The organism is Streptomyces sp. NBC_01445 (assembly GCF_035918235.1).
Lineage (GTDB): Bacteria > Actinomycetota > Actinomycetes > Streptomycetales > Streptomycetaceae > Streptomyces.
The window spans coordinates 220,972-237,441 of record NZ_CP109486.1 but is presented as its reverse complement, the minus strand read 5'-3'; the positions used below and the strand labels follow the sequence as shown (position 1 = coordinate 237,441).

Annotated in this window: 14 protein-coding genes and 1 pseudogene; 4 read left to right on the top strand and 11 right to left on the bottom strand. The window is 67.5% G+C overall.

What is annotated here, in order from left to right; genetic code table 11:
• Positions 1 to 40: 40 nt before the first annotated feature.
• From OG574_RS49155 to OG574_RS49140, 4 genes are all read right to left on the bottom strand, one after another.
• Entirely contained in the window at positions 41 to 265 is a 225-nt protein-coding gene (locus tag OG574_RS49155) for a DMT family transporter (RefSeq protein ID WP_326779448.1), read from the bottom strand.
• A gap of 33 nt (positions 266 to 298) precedes the next feature.
• Positions 299 to 3,154, bottom strand: a complete 2,856-nt coding sequence (locus OG574_RS49150; protein ID WP_442816962.1) for a SpoIIE family protein phosphatase — start codon at positions 3,152 to 3,154, stop codon at positions 299 to 301.
• Positions 3,155 to 3,301: 147 nt separating this feature from the next.
• On the bottom strand, positions 3,302 to 5,011 hold the full coding sequence (locus OG574_RS49145) for an IS1182 family transposase (RefSeq protein WP_326778902.1): 1,710 nt from the start codon (positions 5,009 to 5,011) through the stop codon (positions 3,302 to 3,304).
• A gap of 171 nt (positions 5,012 to 5,182) precedes the next feature.
• The gene (locus OG574_RS49140) at positions 5,183 to 5,845 is read right to left on the bottom strand and encodes an IS3 family transposase (RefSeq protein WP_326779447.1); all 663 of its coding nucleotides are present in this window, start codon (positions 5,843 to 5,845) and stop codon (positions 5,183 to 5,185) included.
• Positions 5,846 to 5,955: 110 nt separating this feature from the next.
• On the opposite strand from OG574_RS49140, the gene OG574_RS49135 reads away from it, so the two are divergent.
• The 4 genes from OG574_RS49135 to OG574_RS49120 all read left to right on the top strand — a co-directional run bounded on the left by OG574_RS49135 (position 5,956) and on the right by OG574_RS49120 (position 9,399).
• Positions 5,956 to 7,191, top strand: coding sequence for a trans-sulfuration enzyme family protein (locus OG574_RS49135; RefSeq protein ID WP_326778901.1), 1,236 nt, complete (start codon positions 5,956 to 5,958; stop codon positions 7,189 to 7,191).
• On the top strand, positions 7,188 to 7,976 hold the full coding sequence (locus tag OG574_RS49130) for an aquaporin (RefSeq protein ID WP_326778900.1): 789 nt from the start codon (positions 7,188 to 7,190) through the stop codon (positions 7,974 to 7,976). The genes OG574_RS49135 and OG574_RS49130 overlap by 4 nt, the downstream gene beginning before the upstream one ends.
• Before the next feature lie 207 nt (positions 7,977 to 8,183).
• Positions 8,184 to 8,861: an HAD hydrolase-like protein gene (locus OG574_RS49125; protein ID WP_326778899.1), complete on the top strand. Its 678-nt coding sequence runs from the start codon at positions 8,184 to 8,186 to the stop codon at positions 8,859 to 8,861.
• Between the two features lie 76 nt (positions 8,862 to 8,937).
• Positions 8,938 to 9,399 carry an Lrp/AsnC family transcriptional regulator gene (locus OG574_RS49120; RefSeq protein WP_326778898.1) on the top strand — a complete coding sequence of 154 codons (462 nt, stop codon included), beginning with the start codon at positions 8,938 to 8,940 and terminating at the stop codon, positions 9,397 to 9,399.
• A 33-nt stretch (positions 9,400 to 9,432) separates the two neighbouring features.
• Here OG574_RS49120 and OG574_RS49115 read toward each other — a convergent pair whose 3' ends face one another.
• From OG574_RS49115 to OG574_RS49085, 7 genes and pseudogenes are all read right to left on the bottom strand, one after another.
• Positions 9,433 to 9,750, bottom strand: a complete 318-nt coding sequence (locus OG574_RS49115; protein ID WP_326778897.1) for a DMT family transporter — start codon at positions 9,748 to 9,750, stop codon at positions 9,433 to 9,435.
• A 41-nt stretch (positions 9,751 to 9,791) separates the two neighbouring features.
• On the bottom strand, positions 9,792 to 10,205 hold the full coding sequence (locus OG574_RS49110; protein WP_326778896.1) for a DMT family transporter: 414 nt from the start codon (positions 10,203 to 10,205) through the stop codon (positions 9,792 to 9,794).
• Positions 10,206 to 10,584: 379 nt separating this feature from the next.
• The gene (locus OG574_RS49105) at positions 10,585 to 11,043 is read right to left on the bottom strand and encodes a DoxX family protein (RefSeq protein ID WP_326778895.1); all 459 of its coding nucleotides are present in this window, start codon (positions 11,041 to 11,043) and stop codon (positions 10,585 to 10,587) included.
• Between the two features lie 329 nt (positions 11,044 to 11,372).
• Positions 11,373 to 12,764 carry an aspartate ammonia-lyase gene (locus OG574_RS49100; protein ID WP_326779446.1) on the bottom strand — a complete coding sequence of 464 codons (1,392 nt, stop codon included), beginning with the start codon at positions 12,762 to 12,764 and terminating at the stop codon, positions 11,373 to 11,375.
• 11 nt (positions 12,765 to 12,775) lie between these two features.
• Positions 12,776 to 14,158 carry an aldehyde dehydrogenase family protein gene (locus tag OG574_RS49095; RefSeq protein ID WP_326779445.1) on the bottom strand — a complete coding sequence of 461 codons (1,383 nt, stop codon included), beginning with the start codon at positions 14,156 to 14,158 and terminating at the stop codon, positions 12,776 to 12,778.
• Between the two features lie 37 nt (positions 14,159 to 14,195).
• On the bottom strand, positions 14,196 to 15,287 hold the full coding sequence (locus OG574_RS49090; RefSeq protein ID WP_326778894.1) for a homoserine dehydrogenase: 1,092 nt from the start codon (positions 15,285 to 15,287) through the stop codon (positions 14,196 to 14,198).
• 244 nt (positions 15,288 to 15,531) lie between these two features.
• Positions 15,532 to 16,164 (bottom strand): annotated as a pseudogene (locus OG574_RS49085) (ArsR/SmtB family transcription factor); the annotation flags it as partial.
• Between the last annotated feature and the right edge of the window lie 306 nt (positions 16,165 to 16,470).

Genomic DNA, 16,470 nt, shown 5'->3' with positions numbered 1-16,470 from the left:
CTACGGGACTGAGGGCCGACTGTCTTCGTGTCCTTGCGGATCAGATGGAGGTCTGGCGCAGGATGACGGCGCCGCTGATGATCGCGGCGAAGGACAGTAGACGGGTGAGGGTGATCTTCTCCTTGAAGAGGTTGGCGCCCATGATGACGGTGCCGACGCCGCCCACGCCGGTCCAGATGGTGTAGCCGACCGAGACGTCGAGCTCGAGCAGGGCCAGGGACAGGGTGTAGATGCCTCCAGCGGCGGCCAGCACTGAGGGCCACAGGCGTGAGGACTGTGATCAGTGCGCACGCCACGGTCACAACTCCGTGTCAGTCCATTGATCCAGCAGGATATCCATGGATACATCGGGTTCGGCCGCGTTGTCGTGCAGGAACTGTTCGGTCCAGATGATTTTGCCGCGGGGGGTGTACCGGGTGCCCCAGCGCTGGGAGCACTGCGCCACGAGGAACAGCCCGCGTCCCCCTTCATCCGTGATGGCAGCACGACGCAGATGGGGAGAGGTGCTGCTGGCGTCCGAGACTTCGCAGATTAGCTTGGTTGTGTCACGCAGCATCCGCAGCCGGACTGGCGGGGTGCCGTAGCGGATGGCGTTGGTGACCAGTTCGCTGACGATCAGCTCCGTGGTGAACGCGTTTTCCTCGAGGCCCCAAGTTCCCAGCTGCCGGCTGGCTTCGGCGCGAATTCGGGAAACGGCGGCGGGGTCGCTCGGGATGTCCCATTCGGCGACTTGGTCCGGGCCGAGCAGGCGAGTGCGGGCCACCAGCAGCGCGATGTCGTCGACGGGGTGCTCGGGCAGCAGCGCCTCCAGGACGACGTTGCAGGTCTCCTCGGGAGCTGTGCCGGGCTGGGCGGCCAGGACGCTGCCCAGGAGTGCGAGGCCGGTGTCGATGTCGCGGTCACGGCTTTCGATGAGTCCGTCGGTGAACAAGACCAACCGGGAGTCGGCCGGCAGGTGCAAAGTGGCTGTCTCGATCGGCAGGCCGGCGCCCAGGCCCAGCGGCGGCGAGACGGGGATGTCGGGGAAGGTGACGGTGCCATCGGGGTTGATGAGGGCGGGGCCGAGGTGCCCGGACCGGGCGACGGTGGAAACCCCGCCTGCCGGGTCGTAGATCGCGTAGAGACAGGTGGCGCCAGTGATGCCCGCCCCCTCGATGTCCGTGGCCTCCTCCGCGTCGATGCTGGAGACCAACTCATCGAGGTGCGCCAGGAGTTCGTCGGGAGGCAGGTCCAGAGCAGAGAAGTTGTGCACCGCGGTACGCAGCCGTCCCATGGTGGCTGCAGCATGCAGGCCGTGCCCCACCACATCGCCCACCACCAGCGCGACGCGCGCACCGGGCAGGGGGATGACGTCGAACCAGTCGCCGCCCACGCCGGCCTGTGCAGGCAGGTAGCGGTGGGCCACTTCAAGGGCGGACTGCTCGGGCTTGCCGTGGGGCAGCAGGCTGCGCTGCAGGGTGACGGCCATGGTGTGCTCGCGGGTGTAGCGGCGGGCATTGTCGATGCACACCGCCGCTCGGGCTGCCAGCTCTTCGGCGAAGGACAGGTCGTCCTCATCGAACGGCGAAAAAGCACCTGCTCGCCAGAAGTTGGCCACCCCCAGCACCACCCCGCGGGCCCACAACGGCACTGCGACCCATGAGTGGAAACCGTGGTCCAGGATTCGCTGGGCGCGCTCAGGGGCCTGCGCGCGCCAGCCGTCGGAGGCGGCCAGATCCGGCTCGAGTACGCCATGTCCGTTCGTGATGCCGACGGCCGCGGGGGTGGTGGGGACATATCGAATCAGCTTGCCTACGGGGTAGAAGAGATGCGTCTCCTCAAGGCCTGTGATGGCCGCGCGGCGCATCTCGGTGCTAACGCTCTCCGGTTCGTCTCCACGCAGGACCGGGTCGAGCAGCTCCACGGTGACAACGTCGGCGAATCGGGGAACGGCAACCTGTGCCAGTTCCTCGGCGGTGCGCGCGACATCCAAGGTGGTGCCGATCCGCATCCCGGCGTCGTAGAGGAGCTGCAGCCGCTCGCGAGCCAACTCGGCCCGTCCCGTCAGCGCCCGCAGCTCGGTAGTGTCACGCACGGTGGCCACACTGCCCGCCGGGCCATCGTGGCGGTCGACGGACCGCACGTTGACGGCCAGCAGCCGGTCCCCGGCCAGGTACACCTCGTCGCTGGCCGTCCGCCCGCTGGCCAGCAGCTCGCCAAGGCCCGGAGCCAGGCCTAGGTCGGTGACCTCATGCTGCTCCGCGTCCTCGGGCAGGTCCAGCAGCCGCCGCGCCTCGTCGTTGGCCAACAGCAGCTGCCCCTCGCTCCCGACGATGAGTACCCCCTCCCGGACGGCGTGCAGCACCGCATCGTGGTGCTCATACATCCGGGTCATCTCGGCCGGGGCGAGACCTCGGGTCTGGCGCCGCAGCCGCCCGCTCACCAGTGCCGACCCGCCTGCGGCCAGAACGAGCGCGGCGCCCGCGGCGCCGAAGAGCACCGGCACGCGCCGCTGCGCCGCTTCGTTCACGTTCTTGATCTTGATCTCGGGATACACAATGCCGGCAACCGAGCCGTCGGGCCGGAAGACCGGCACCGCCGCGTACACCGACAGCCCCAGGGGCCCCACGATGGTGCTTACGGTGAAGGCCTTGCCGTGCGCCGCCGCTTTGTAGGGGCCTACGACATGCTTCCCGATGAGGTCCGGGTCACGGTGGGTGATACGGATTCCGGCCGTTGTCGACACCACGATGTTGTCGACGCCGGACCGCTTCCGGGCCGCGTCGGTGCGCGGCTGCAGCGCCGCGGTCGGGTCGGGGCCATCGAGGGCCTGCGCCACACCCGGGGCGTTCGCGAACGCCTCGCCGACGGCCATCACCCGGTCGCGGGCCGCTTCTGCGCTCTGGCTCCGGGCCTGCAGCACCAGCGCCACCGCTGTCGCGGCGACGAGTAGCGCGACCAGCGTCACCTGCAGGAGGAACACCTGCCCGGCCACGCTCCGCGGGGTCAGCAGTGACCGCAGGCGTTGCCCCCGTGAGCGGTGCGGGACGTTCCGCCCGCCCTCGGGGCGAGTCCCAGGCGCGGATTCCGGCTGCGCGTCCTCCGGCCTGTTCCGCGTGCGGAACGGGCGGGAAAGGCGGGCCGAGAATCGGCCGAAACATCCGACTTTGTCCATGCTTCCAGTTTGCCGTGGCGGGAGCCTGCTTGATACGTCGCGGCGTCTAGCAGCGGTAGCCTCCCTTGGGGAGTCCAAGGCGTGGGGCGCTTCCACCGGGAGGCCCCGTTGGATCGGTGTTCCCCCGTGATGTCGGCCACTCGATACTTACGCCGCGAGGGCGTGTCCTTGTTCGTGTCGTTGCCGGATCTCCAGCGGGGTGAGGTAGCCCCAGAGCGGGTGCTTGCGCAGCCGTTTGCGGTTGTAGAAGGTCTCGATGACCCTGTTGCCCAATTCGTTCATGCCGCGAGATCGAGGGCTGCGAGTCGGGATGTTCTGGCGCGAGCGAGGGGTGTGTCGTTCCACCAGGCGTCGAGCCGGATCAGGTTGACGGCGGTGGCCGCCAGGACGTGGCCCAGGTGTGTCTTGGCCAGGCCGCGGTAGCGGGTGCGGGCGCATGCCGCTGACGGCGACGACCTGGTGGATGGTTCCCTCGATCCCGGCCCTGGCCGCGTAGCGTTCCTTCCATGCTTCGGTGGTCTGCTCGATGCGGACGCGTTCAAGTAGCGCGTCCTGTTCCTGGGGCCGGACGGTGAGCTGTCGGCCGTACTGGGTAGAGCGGGTGCACTGGTCGCGAACAGGACAGGGAGCGCAGGTCGTGGTCGCGAAGCGGATCCTGATCGCATCGCAGCCGTTGTTGTCGAGGCCGGCAGTCCAGTAGCGACCGTCCTGGCCGGACGGGCAGATGGCCTTCTTGTCCTGCCAGTCGATGGTGAAGGCAGACCTGCCGAACCCGGCGGCCCGGACCTGCTGCGTGGTGCTGTTCGGCCGGACCGGCGCGATCACGGAGATGTCGCGATCGGCAGGAGCGGTCAGCAGGAGTTCGGCGGAGGAGTACCCCGAGTCCAGAAGATGTTCAGCGGGCTTGAGCCCTTTGGCGGTGAGCGCGTCGTGCACCGCATCGACGACGGTAGCGTCGTTCGAGGTGGCATCAGTTGTCACCACGTGGGTGATGAGGTGCGGCTGCCCGGCGCCGCTGCAATCCTCGCTCAGGTGGACCTTGTAGCCGGTCCACGGCGAGCCGCGCTTTTGTGAATACCGAGCCTCAGCGTCGTACGGTGAGGCGATCAGCGCCCTCCCCGCGGGCAGATCCTCGTTGCCGCGCCAGCACACCGTCTGGACTCTGTCGGTGACTGTGCGGGTGAACTGCTGGATCCAGACCGTCCGCAGCACGCTCACCGCCGGGATTTCAGGTAGCCACACTGGTGCGGCGAGAGCGTGCACGGCCTCGAGAAGACGGTAGCCGTCAGCCGCGATCTGCTGGGCCAGCCGGTAGCGTTCGGACCGGTCGGAGGGGAGCCGGTAGGCGTCGGTCCGGGCACCGTACCGCTCCTGCCACGCCGGATCGATCCAGCTCGCCAGCCACTGCGGACTGGCCGCGGCCAGTGCTTCCAAGCACGCTCGAAGTGTCTCGCCGATGAAGTCCAACCGGTTCAGGCGTCGGACGGCCGCCAGGACGTGAGTGGAGTCGGTGCGCTGGTGTCCTCCGGCACTGACCAGCCCCTGACCGGCGAGGCGTTCCAGGAGCAGGTCCAGCACCCGTTCCTCCAGGCCGTGATCCAGCAGTCGTTGTCGGAAGCCGGTCAGCACAGTGAAGTCGAAGCCGGGATCGGTGAGCTCCATCCCCAGCAGATACTTCACATCGATCCGGGCCCGCACCGTGTGCGCGGTCTGCCGGTCCGTCAGGTTCTCGGCATACTGCAGAACGCTCAGCAAAGCGAGCTGACCGGGCGAGATGCCCGGACGACCACGCTCCCCGAACGCTTCACGGAACTCCTCGTCCGAGAACACCGACCCGAGCTGGTCGCGGATCCGCATCGCAAGGCACCCCTTCGGGAATGCAGCACGTGCGACCTCACTCGTCCCAACCGGAACAACGCCACCAGAAGCCGACCCCATGGACATAGCCGTCACCCCACCCCGGGACGACTCCCCTCGCGCGCCCCTGACCAACAGGATTGTCTACGTCGCCAACCCCTTACTGAGCAATCAAGGCGACACCACCCGAATTGGGCAACAGGGTCTCTCGATGAAGGCGAAGATTTCGGATCGGGCGGTGGCGCGGTCGGGCCAGTGGCGGGTGCCGATCTCCTCTTTGAGGAACGCGAAGAAGCTCTCCGCAGCGGCATTGTCGTAGTACGAGCCGGTGCGGCCCATGCTCTGATGCAGCCCCAACTGGCCTATCTCACGCCGCAGTTCGTCGGAGGTGTACTCCGATCCTCCGTCCGAGTGCACGATGCAGCCGGGCTGCAGGTGGCTGCGGCCGACGGCCATGTTCAGCGCGTCGACGACCAGGGAGGCGCGATGGTGGTCAGCCATTGAGTACCCGACGATCTCGCGGGTCGCCAGATCGAGCCAGGTCGCCAGATACAGCCTGCCCTCGTCGGTGGCGATGTATGTGATGTCGCCGACCAGTCTTTGGCCTGGCGCGCTCGGGGTGAAGTCGCGCCCGAGCAGATCCGTGGCGGGCACTGTTTTCTTTGCTGGACGGGTCGGCGACCGGCGCTTGCGGCGGGTGATGTCGGCGATGTTCCGTTCGCGCATGATCCGCTCCACCCGCTTGCGGTTCACGCGGCGCTCGAGCCGGCACAACTCGGCGTGGATGCGCGGCACTCCGTAGGTGTGCTTCGAGGCGATGTGAAGCACGGTGATAAGCCACTCAAGGGCTCAGCACCGAATGTGGAGGCCGAACTCGACGCTCACTTGCTGCAGGCTGCTGCGTCGGAACAAGCATGTGTGATAACTGGAGAGGAACAGCCGTAATGCCCCGTCCTCACAAGCACGAGCCGGCGACCATCGGTTTCGCCACCCAAGCGGTGCATCTCGGCAACGCTGTCGATGCGGGCTCAGGGGCTGTGCGCTCGCCCCTGGTTATGGCGAACTCCTACGCCCTGCCGGAGGACCCGTCGAGCATGGGTTGGTCGAACACCGAACATCCCATCTATACGCGGAACGGCGGTACGAATCAGCGCGACCTCGAGTACAAGCTCGCTGCGTTGGAGCAGGGCGAGGAAGCAGTTGTGTTCGCGACGGGAGTCGCCGCGCTGCACGCCATCTTTTTCGCGCACTTGAGAAGCGGCGACCATGTCGTGGTCTCGGACGTCACATATGAGGCCGTCTGGCGCCTGTTCAGCGAGCTGCTTGTGGACCGGTACGGCATTACAGCGACGTTCGTCGATACGAGCGATCTTCAAGCAGTGCGCTCGGCGATCACGCCGCGAACTCGCCTGCTGCACACCGAAACCATCGCGAACCCGACCACCAAGGTCGCCGATATCGCGGCGCTTTCGGACATCGCCCGACAAGCGGGCATCCCGCTGACCGTCGACTCGACGTTCACCCCGCCGCCGTTCTACCGGCCCCTGCAGAACGGCGCCGATATTGTCATCCACTCACTGACGAAGTACATCAACGGGCATGGGGATGCGATGGGGGGAGTCGTGATCGGCTCGTCCGATCTGCTTCGTCCCGTCAGGTCGGATGCGCTCGTCGACGTGGGCGGAGTGATCTCACCGTTCAACGCGTGGCTGATCAGTCGGGGCTCGATCACGCTGCCGTTGCGACTGCGGCAGCAGTTCAGCTCGGCTCAACGCGTCGCAGAGTACCTCGTCGGCCACCCGGACGTGGCATACGTGTTCTACCCCGGTCTCGAGTCCCATCCGCAGCACGAACTCGCGAGTCGACAGTTCGGCGGCAACGGATATGGCGGCGTGCTTGCGTTCGCTCTCGAAGGCGACTCGCGTCGTCAGAACGCTTTTGTTAACCAGCTCAGAGTCATCACTTCCGCGGTATCGCTGGGTCATGACGAGTCGCTGATCGTCCATGTAGGACCGGACGGGCGAGGAGGCTCGGAGAACTATCCCGAGCCGTTCCGGAAGTACGGTCACCTACGGCTCTCGCTAGGGCTGGAAGAACCTGAGGATCTGATCGCGGACATCGATTACGCAATCCGCGAGAGCGGCGACAACTCGCGTCGCGCCCTCGGGAGCGCGACATGACCACCGCCCCGGCCCTGTCAGCCACGAATTCGGAAGTGGGCCCTGGTCCGAGTCATGCCAATCGCCTGCTAGCGGAGGCACTGGGCACCCTGCTGCTGGTCGCCGCCGGCGTGTTCGCTGCCAGCTTCCCCTCCACTGTCAACAACACGCTCGGTGTCGGCTTCCTCGGAGTGGCCCTCGCAGTCGGCCTCGCGGTGATCGTCGGCGCGTACGTGTTCGGTCCGGTCTCGGGTGCCCATCTCAACCCGGTCGTCACACTGGGCCTCGCCGCCGCTGGCCGCTTCGCATGGCGAGACGTAGCCGGATACATCGTCGCTCAGCTCGCTGGGGGTGTGGTGGGCACGTCGGTGATCGCACTCATCGCGTCGAGCGGCAACGGGTTCTTCGCCACGGCGCGGCGAAACGGATTCGCCGCCAATGGATTCGGCAGCCATTCGCCCGGTGGCTTCGGCGTTCTCGGCGCGATCGTCGTCGAGTTCGTGTTCATGGCGATTTTCATCTACGTGGTGCTCCATGCGACAGCAAAGGCCGGTGTGAGCGGCTTCGCGCCGCTAGCGATCGGTCTGGCCTTGACGGTCATCCTCCTCATCACGATCCCCGTCGACGGGACCGGTTTGAACCCGGCGCGATCAATCGCGGCTGCTGTATACGCAGGCGGCTGGGCCTGGGCGCAGCTGTGGGTTTTCATCGTCTTCCCGGTCCTTGGCGGATTGTTCGCGGGCTTCAGCTACAAACCGCTGTTCCGCAAGGCCGCCACCGCTACACCTTGGGCACGACGTCTCTGATCGTGCACGTCGGCGGCAGCGGACGTGGCGGCATGAAGACCTACCCCGAACCCTTCCAGAGGTTACGGGCACCTACGGCTGTTCATCGGCCTGGAGGACGCCGACGAACTCGTCGCCGACATCCGCGCCGTCCTCGACACGACGTTCGTGTGCTGACCCAACTGCCCTACGATCCGCCGCCGCAGCGGCGGCTTAAAGGGGGACCCCGTGAGACCCACATGTCTTCTGCTTGACCTCGACGGCACTCTGGTGGATTCCGCCCCGGGCATCACCAGCAGCGTCGCCGCCACGCTCATGGCCATCGGAGCACCTGTGCCGGACCCCGACAGGCTGCGCAGCTTCGTCGGTCCACCCATGTACCAGACGTTCCGTGAGGTCGTCTGCCTCGACGGGCCGACGGCGAAGCGAGCCCTACAGCTCTACCGCGCTGAGTACGCCAGGACGGGTGCCCTGGACAGCAGCGTGTACGAAGGTGTGCCCGACTTGCTGGAGGCCCTGGCGCGGGCCGGTTTCCCCATGGCGGTGGCGACCTCGAAGGTCGAAGACCAGGCTGTGAGGATCACCGAGCACTACGGCCTGGCCGCGCACATGGTGACCGTGTGCGGCACATCCGATGTGGCAGGCCGCAGCAGCAAGCGGGACGTGATCCGGGAGTGCCTGCAGCGTCTGCGGCTGCATGGGGTCGATATCTCGCGGCCGCTGATGGTGGGCGATCGAGGCTACGACGTGCTGAGCGCAGCCGCCGAAGGCATCCCGGCGATCCGCGTACTGTGGGGATACGGGGCCGCAGACGAATCCGCGCACGCCTACGCGACCGCTAAGTCCCCCCTGGCATTGGCACAGCGGCTGCTCTGCTCCGGAGGGCCTACTCATCGCCACTCCTGACAGGTCCGACATTGTGCACCGGCCCCCGTCAGCGCCCTGGCTGTGGGGGCCCTGTTCGTGAAGGAGACCGCCCACCTTGGACGCCATCGACGAGAAGATCATCGTTGAGCTGGCGCGTAACGCCCGCATCTCTCATGCCGAGCTGGCCAGCCGGGTTCTGCTGTCCCGCAACGCCGTCCGTCAGCGCATCGAGCGCTTGGAGCGACAGGGCCACATCGCCGGCTACACCATCGTCCGGCCCGGCGAGGACGCTGGTGAAGATGTCGTCTCGGCTCTCGTGCTCGTCTACCGCCAGGACCGCATGCGCGGCGGAGACGTCCTGGCCGCGCTCAAACTCATCCCCGAAGTCGTGATCTGCGAAATCCTCAGCGGCGACTTCGACATCATGGTGCGCCTCGAGGCGACCTCACTGGAGCGTGTGCGAGACATCTGGGAGGAGATCGCCCAGATGCCCGGCGTACGGGACACGGTCACAGCACTCACCCTGTCCAGGGTCGTCAGCCGCCCGCGAGGCGGAAACGGCCCTGCAGCCTGGTAGGCCGAGGGCCGACTGTGTGCGTGTCCTTGTGGATCAGATGGAGGTCAGGCGCAGGATGACGGCGCCGCTGATGATCGCGGCGAAGGACAGTAGACGGGTGAGGGTGATCTTCTCCTTGAAGAGGATGGCGCCCATGATGACGGTGCCGACGCCGCCCACGCCGGTCCAGATGGTGTAGCCGACCGAGACGTCGAGCTCGAGTAGGGCCAGGGACAGGGTGTAGATGCCTCCAGCGGCGGCCAGCAGGGTCAGCACTGAGGGCCATAGGCGGGTGAATCCGTTAGTGGCGTTGGTGCCTAGAGCGAAGCAGATCTCGAAGACAACGGCGATGCTGAGGTAGACCCAGGTCATGGGGCTGACTCCTTGTGCGTCAGGTTCGCGGGGCGGGAGTGTTACGCAACGGGCTGGTGAGAGCGGGAGCTGCGCTCGGTGGCCTTCTTCTTCACTTCGAATCTGTCGCTGATCTGCAGGGTGGCGGCACCTCCGATGATCAGGACGAAAGCCAGGACCTTCCACAGCGTCAGGGGCTCGTCGTAGACGAGCGTGCTGAAGACGACAGTGCCGACGCTTCCGATGCCGGACCAGACGGTATAGCCGACTCCGACGTCGATCGACTTCAGTGCCTTGGAGAGCATGAAGATGGAGCAGGAGACGGCAGCCACGGTGAGCAGGGAGGGGCCGAGGCGGGTGAAGCCGTGGGTGGCCTCGGCGGAGAGCGCGAAGGTGATCTCGAAGAGCGAAGAGATCAGCAGCCAGGTCCAGCCAATGTTCGGGTTCTGAGAGCGGTTCGCCTGTGGGGTGGACATGGAGTCTCCAGGGGGAGTTGGTCGAGAGTGGGCCTGGGGCCTGGGGCCCGGGGCGAGGGGCAGGGGAGCGTCGGTGTTCTGCTCGGCGGGCGTGGTGAGCCGGTAGTGCCCCTCGCGGAAGCGCGACCAGGCTGCCGGGGCGACATGGCTCGGATGCCTCGCGTACGCGACGCGACTACGGCGCTGATGCCTGGTACAGGGGCGTCAACCGGCCTCGACGAGGCAGGGTTTAGCCGGGCGGGGGTGCGGCCGCGAACGCCTCGAGCATCGCGACGACAGTGAGCATGCTTGGAGCACCCCCACCCGGTGAGACCACTGATTCTGCTGGTTGCTCGGGGTTCACTGTCAGGCATCGGTGAGACCCGAGCTTTATGACGTGTCAGGCGTCCACGGTTGCCTGACGCTCGAGCGCCCCGGCCTGCGGTGCCCGCTCGATTGCCAGCAGCCGGTCGAGAGCCCACGGCCCGGACCCCAGCGCGGCGACCAGCAGGAAGGCCCAGGCGTACAGTGCGGCCGGCTCGCCGTCATTCTCGATCGGCAGAAGGCCCGCCGCCAGGTGCACGACGAAGTATGCATAGGCCATCGAGCCAGAGCAGACCAGCGCCGCCAGCCGGGTGAACAGGCCCAGAGCCACCAGGCCACCGCAGACTATTTCGATGACCGCCGCCCACCCGTCCGGCCAGGAGTCGAACGGCACCGTGCCGCCGTGGGTGCCGGCCGCCCCGCCCCACACACCGAACAGCGATGCTGCGCCGTGACAGGCGAATAGGACACCGAGGACGATGCGGACGAGTGACAGCACAGGACCGACGGTCTTGGCCACCAGAGAGTCGAGCATGGGAATCAATCCTTCATGGGGTGGGAAGGGGGCATGGCATCGGATGCGGAGCGCAAGGAGGGCCGACTCCTCCGGCATTGCTGACTGCGAAGAGCGGGATGTACCAGGCGGCGGTGACCGGTCTGCTGGCCTCGACAAGCCGGTGCGATGTGAGGCGCTCCGTGGACGTGTCCAGGAGCCGGTCTGCTCGCGAGGTCGTCAGCGGCGGCTTCGACGTCTGCTGCGGCGCGAAGCCGCCTTGCTGGAACGCGTAAGGGCATCCGGGAAGTCACGGCCCAGATGCCCGATGTCCGTGACGCCGTCACGGTGCTGATCCCTGCTCAAGGGTGTCAACCGCCTGCGACGAAGGAAGGGTTCCGCGGCTCGGGTCTGAGCAGCTTGGTCGCCTGGTCCCGGTCGAGCAGCCCAGCTTGGGCCACGAGGTCCGCCACGTCTGCCCCGGTCTCCAGAGCCTGCTTCGCGATCCGGGCAGCCGCGGTGTAGCCGATGTACGGGGTCAGGGCTGTAACCGAGCCCACGGACCGGGCGACCTGCCGGGCTAGGTGCTCCTCGTTGGCGGTGATCCCGGCCACGCAGTGCGAGCGCAGGGCCGAGCAGCCCCGCGTGAGCCACTGGATCGAGGTCAGCAGTAGGTGCCCCATCAGCGGCTCGAAGGCGTTGAGCTGGAGTTGCCCGTTCTCCGCCGCCATCGTGATGGAAACATCGGCGCCGGCCACCGCGTAGCAGATCTGGTTGAACATCTCTGGGATCACAGGGTTGACCTTGCCCGGCATGATCGACGAGCCCGCCTGGCGGGGCGGCAGCACGATCTCGGCAAGACCGCTCTGCGGGCCGCTGGACAGCAAGCGCAGGTCGTTGCAGATCTTCGACAACTTGATCGCCGACCGCTTCAGGACACCGGACACGAGCAGGAAGGCGCCGGTGTCGGAGGTCGCCTCGACCAGGTCGAAGGCCGGTTTCAGGTCCAGCCCGGTGAGAGCGGCCAGGTGCCGTACGGCTGCCTCGGCATACCCGGGTTCCGTGGTGATGCCGGTTCCGATGGCAGTGGCGCCGAGGCTGATCTCGTGCAGCAGCGGCAGAGCCTCGCGGATACGGGCCACATCCTCGCCCAGGGTCACGCCGAAGGCGGCGAACTCCTGACCGAGGGTCATCGGGACGGCGTCCTGCAGCTGGGTGCGGCCCACCTTCACCACATGAGCGAACTCGTCTCCCTTGGCCGCGAACGTGTCCGCGAGCGAGGCCAGTTCGGCCAGCAGCCCGCCCAAGGCGGTACTGACGGCAAGCCGCAGCGCGGTGGGGTAGACGTCGTTGGTGGACTGGCAGCGGTTGACATGGTCGAGCGGGGAGACCACGTCGTAGCGGCCCCGCTCGAAACCCAGATGCTCCAGAGCGAGGTTGGCGATGACCTCGTTCGCATTCATGTTGGTGCTGGTGCCGGCGCCGCCCTGGATGACATCGACCGGAAACTCCTGATGGTGGCGGCCGGCCTCGATGGCCTGACAGGCGGCCTCGATGGCCCCGGCGGTGTCCGGCTCCAGCGCGCCAATCTCCCCGTTGGCCCGGGCGGCAGCACGTTTGACCATGGCCAACGCCTGGACCAGGGACGGGTGGGCAGCCAGCGGGATGCCGCTGGCCTGGAAGTTCTCCAGTGCCCGGGCGGTGTGCACCCCCCAGTAAGCGTCAGCCGGGACCGGGAGGGTCCCCAGGGAGTCGCACTCCATGCGGAAGCCGGTCACCGTACATCGTCCAGGTGGTTGACGCAGACGACCTTAGGCTGGGTCATCTCCTCGAAGGCGAAGCGCACGCCCTCGCGGCCCATGCTCCCGTACTTGAACCCGCCGAACGGCATCGCGTCAAACCGGTAGTCGGACGAGTCATTGATCATCACTCCGCCGGCTTCCAGCAGCCGGGCCGCGGACAGCGCCCGGTCCAGACGCGAGGTGAAGATGCCCGCGTGGAGGCTGTAGTCGATGGCGTTGGCCTGCTCGATGGCGTCCTCGAAGGAAGCGAACGGCTGGAGTACGACGACCGGAGCGAATGCCTCCTCCTGCCAGATGGTGCAGGTGGCCGGGACGTCTTCCAGGACCGTCGGCGTATACAGGGAGCCGTTCAGCGCGTTGCCGCACAGCAGCACGGCTCCCTGGGCCACCGCGGCATCGACCTTCATCCGGGTGGCACGCCCGGCCTCCTCGGTGATCATGGGGCCGACGTCGGTGCGCTCGTCGAACGGGTCCCCCACGCGCAGCGCCTTCGTGCCGGCGACGAAGGCATCGCGGAAGGACTCGTACACCTCGGCCGCGATCAGGATCCGCTGGGTGCCGATGCAGTTCTGGCCCGCGGCCCAGAACGCACCGGAGACGCACGACGCCACCGCCTCGTCCAGGTCCGCGTCGTCCATGACGATGACCGGGGCGTTGCCGCCGAGATCCATGGCCAACTTCTTCAGGCCGGCCGAGCGGGAGATGGCCTCGCCGGTGGCGAACCCTCCGGTGAACGACACCATGCGCACATCGGGGGCGCTGACGATTGCGGCCCCGACATCGGCACTGCCGTTGACGACCGTGACGATCTCCTCTGGCATCCCGGCCTCGACGAGGGTGTTGACCAGGCGCATCGCGGACAGCGGGGTGAGAGCAGACGGTTTGAGGATGACTGCGTTGCCGCCGGCGACGGCCGGGCCCAGCTTGTGGGCGACCAGGTTGAGAGGGTCGTTGAACGGGGTGATGGCGGCGATGATGCCGAGGGGTTCGCGGGTGAACCAGCCCTGCCGCTTCTCGGAGCCCTCGTAGGAGTCGAAGGGGATGACCTCGCCAGCGTTGCGCCGGACCTCGGCCGCGGACAGCGCGAGAGTGTTGACGGCGCGGGCGACCTCCTTGCGGGCCTGGGTGATGGTCTTGCCCGCCTCGTTGACGATCAGTTCGGCGAAGGACTCGGCCCGCCGCTCGACCAGCCGGGCGGTGCGCTCCAGGATGGAGGCCCGGGTGGCGCGGGACAGGGCGCCTGCGATGCGGCGGCCGGCCCTGGCCTGCTGCAGGATGGCGCCGACTGCGGTTGCGTCGTCGGTGGGCACGGCGGTGATGACCTCGCCGGTGTAGGGGTTGTGCACGGGCTCCATGCCGGTGACGAACTCGATACGGGGGGACACAACGGTGTCAGCCACGGTGGGTCTCCTGAAGAACACGGGGCAGGGGGGCGGTGTCGTCGTCCGCGTGGTGGCGCTGGTGGATGGCGATGATGTCCGACAGCAGGGCGTAGGCCGTCTCGATGCGGCCGGCGCCGGGTCCCGACACGGTGACGGTGCCGAGGAGGTCGGTGTGGAAGGCGACCGCGTTGACTGGTCCGGAGATTCCCGCGAGCGGGTGGTGGCCCGGCAGCGCGAGAGGAGCCACGCGGGCGTCGACGGTGCCGTCCGCCCGGCGGGTGGCCGAACCGACCAGCTTCCAGCGCAGCCCCTTCGACACGGCGTCCCGCGCGTCCTCCGGGGTGATCTTGGAAATGCCCTCGCAGAACACGTCCTCGCGGCACAGATCGGCGCCGAGGATCTCGTTAGCAAGGATCATCACCTTGAGCTGAACGTCGTGGCCCTCGATGTCGGCGGTGGGATCGGCCTCGGCGTATCCCAGCTCCTGGGCCTCCACGATGGCCGCCGACAGGTCGATGCCTTCCTCGAGCCGTCCGAGGATGTAGTTCGACGTGCCGTTCATGATGCCCTGGACACCAGTGATCTCCAGGCCGCCGAACATCCGCTGGGCGGTGCGCAGGATCGGAGTCCCGCTGAGCACCGAGCCCTCGAACTCGAAACCGACACCGTGATCGGCGGCCAGCAGCTTGAGCTCACTGGCGGCGAGCGCGACCGGCCCCTTGTTGGTGGTGCACACGTGCTTGCCGGCCTTTAGAGCCCAGCGCACATGGGAGAGGGCGGGTTCGCCATCGGTGGGGTTGGTGAACGTCGCCTCGGCGACGATGTCGGCCGGGACCTCGCGGATCACCCACTCGTTGCGCGGGTCGGCACTGCCGCCGGGTAGACCGGCGAACTTCAGCTCACCAGGTTCGGCCGCCAGCAGCGGAGCCAGGTCGATGCCGTCGGCGTCGACCAGGGAACCGGCCCGCAGGTCGGTGATCGCCACGACGCGCAGGGCGAAGCCCAGCTCCTCGGCGAGGCTGTCCCCACGCTGAGATATGAGCTCGGCCAGCGCGCGGTTGACGCCCCCGAATCCGATGAGGGCGAGGTCGTATCGGCCCATGTGATGACTCCTTCACGGTGTGCCGCAGCCAGTGCGCTGCGGCTGATCAGAGCCTCGCGCCCGGGAGTGTCAGTGCAGCCATGTCGCAACGGCCACAGCACCTGTCGAACTGCACTGTCCCGGTGACGATTCGCCTGGCGACCACTCGGCGGGTCACACGGTGGTGCTCCGGCGGCAGGCCGTACGACGGGTGGACCTCAGTCGGCGGGCAGTGTCGTGTCCGGCAGCCGTGGGTGCAGGCGAAGAGCGCTCCGCCGTCGTCCGTCAGCCGCACCACACGTGTGTCGTGCGCATGGACGAGCCACGACTCCTCGACGGCGTGACGGAAGACGGCAGCTCCCACACCACCCGCCAGATGGAGCCGTTGCTCGGTCCAGTCGACGCACGTACGCACATGCGGTCGGGGCGACGATCCGGGCGCTTCGTCGACGATGCCCAGCTCTCTGAGCCAGCGGGCTCCCGAGGCAGTGAGCGTCAGCCCGTAGTCCCAGGATAGGAACCCTTCGGTGGTCATCGCGTCGGTGATCGCGACGGCCACGGAGCCCGCCAAGTGGTCGTAGCAGACACGGGCAAGGGCGAGCGCGCGGAGCCGACGCGCCGCGGTGAGGGAACGCACCGGCACCTGGCGATGGGGCGCCCAGGCGGCAAGCCCCTCGATCATCTCGGCGATGCCCGGGTCAGCGAGCCAGACATAGCGGTGCCTGCCCTCGTGCTCCTCGGCCAGCTGCCCGCCGGTCACCAACCGGTTCAGATGGCTCGTCGCGGTGGACAGGGCGACACCGGCAAGGCGGGCCAGCTCAGTCGCCGTTCACGCGCGGCCGTCCAACAGCACGAGACAGAATGCAGCGCGCGTGCGGTCGACCAGGAGGGCCGCCAGCGCGGCGAGATCCGGCTCGTCCGCGCGTACACGTCTGTGCTGGTCACAGGACCATTGCCGGCAGCCAACACTTCGACGCCCCTCGAAGGAGAGCGGCTGGCGCGAGGACGGGCTGGACCAGCGGGTCCAGGAAGCCTCGACCCGACCGGCGCCGGCCGCAAACACTGGACCATACGCTGGAAGGGTGCCATGAACGCCTTCGACCTGGCCTTCGACGGCCGCCTCACCGCAGGCCAACTCTAGCCACACCAAGCCCAGTTACACCGCTCGCTTGGGTCTGGCCCGTAGTCGGTGGTGACACCGAGT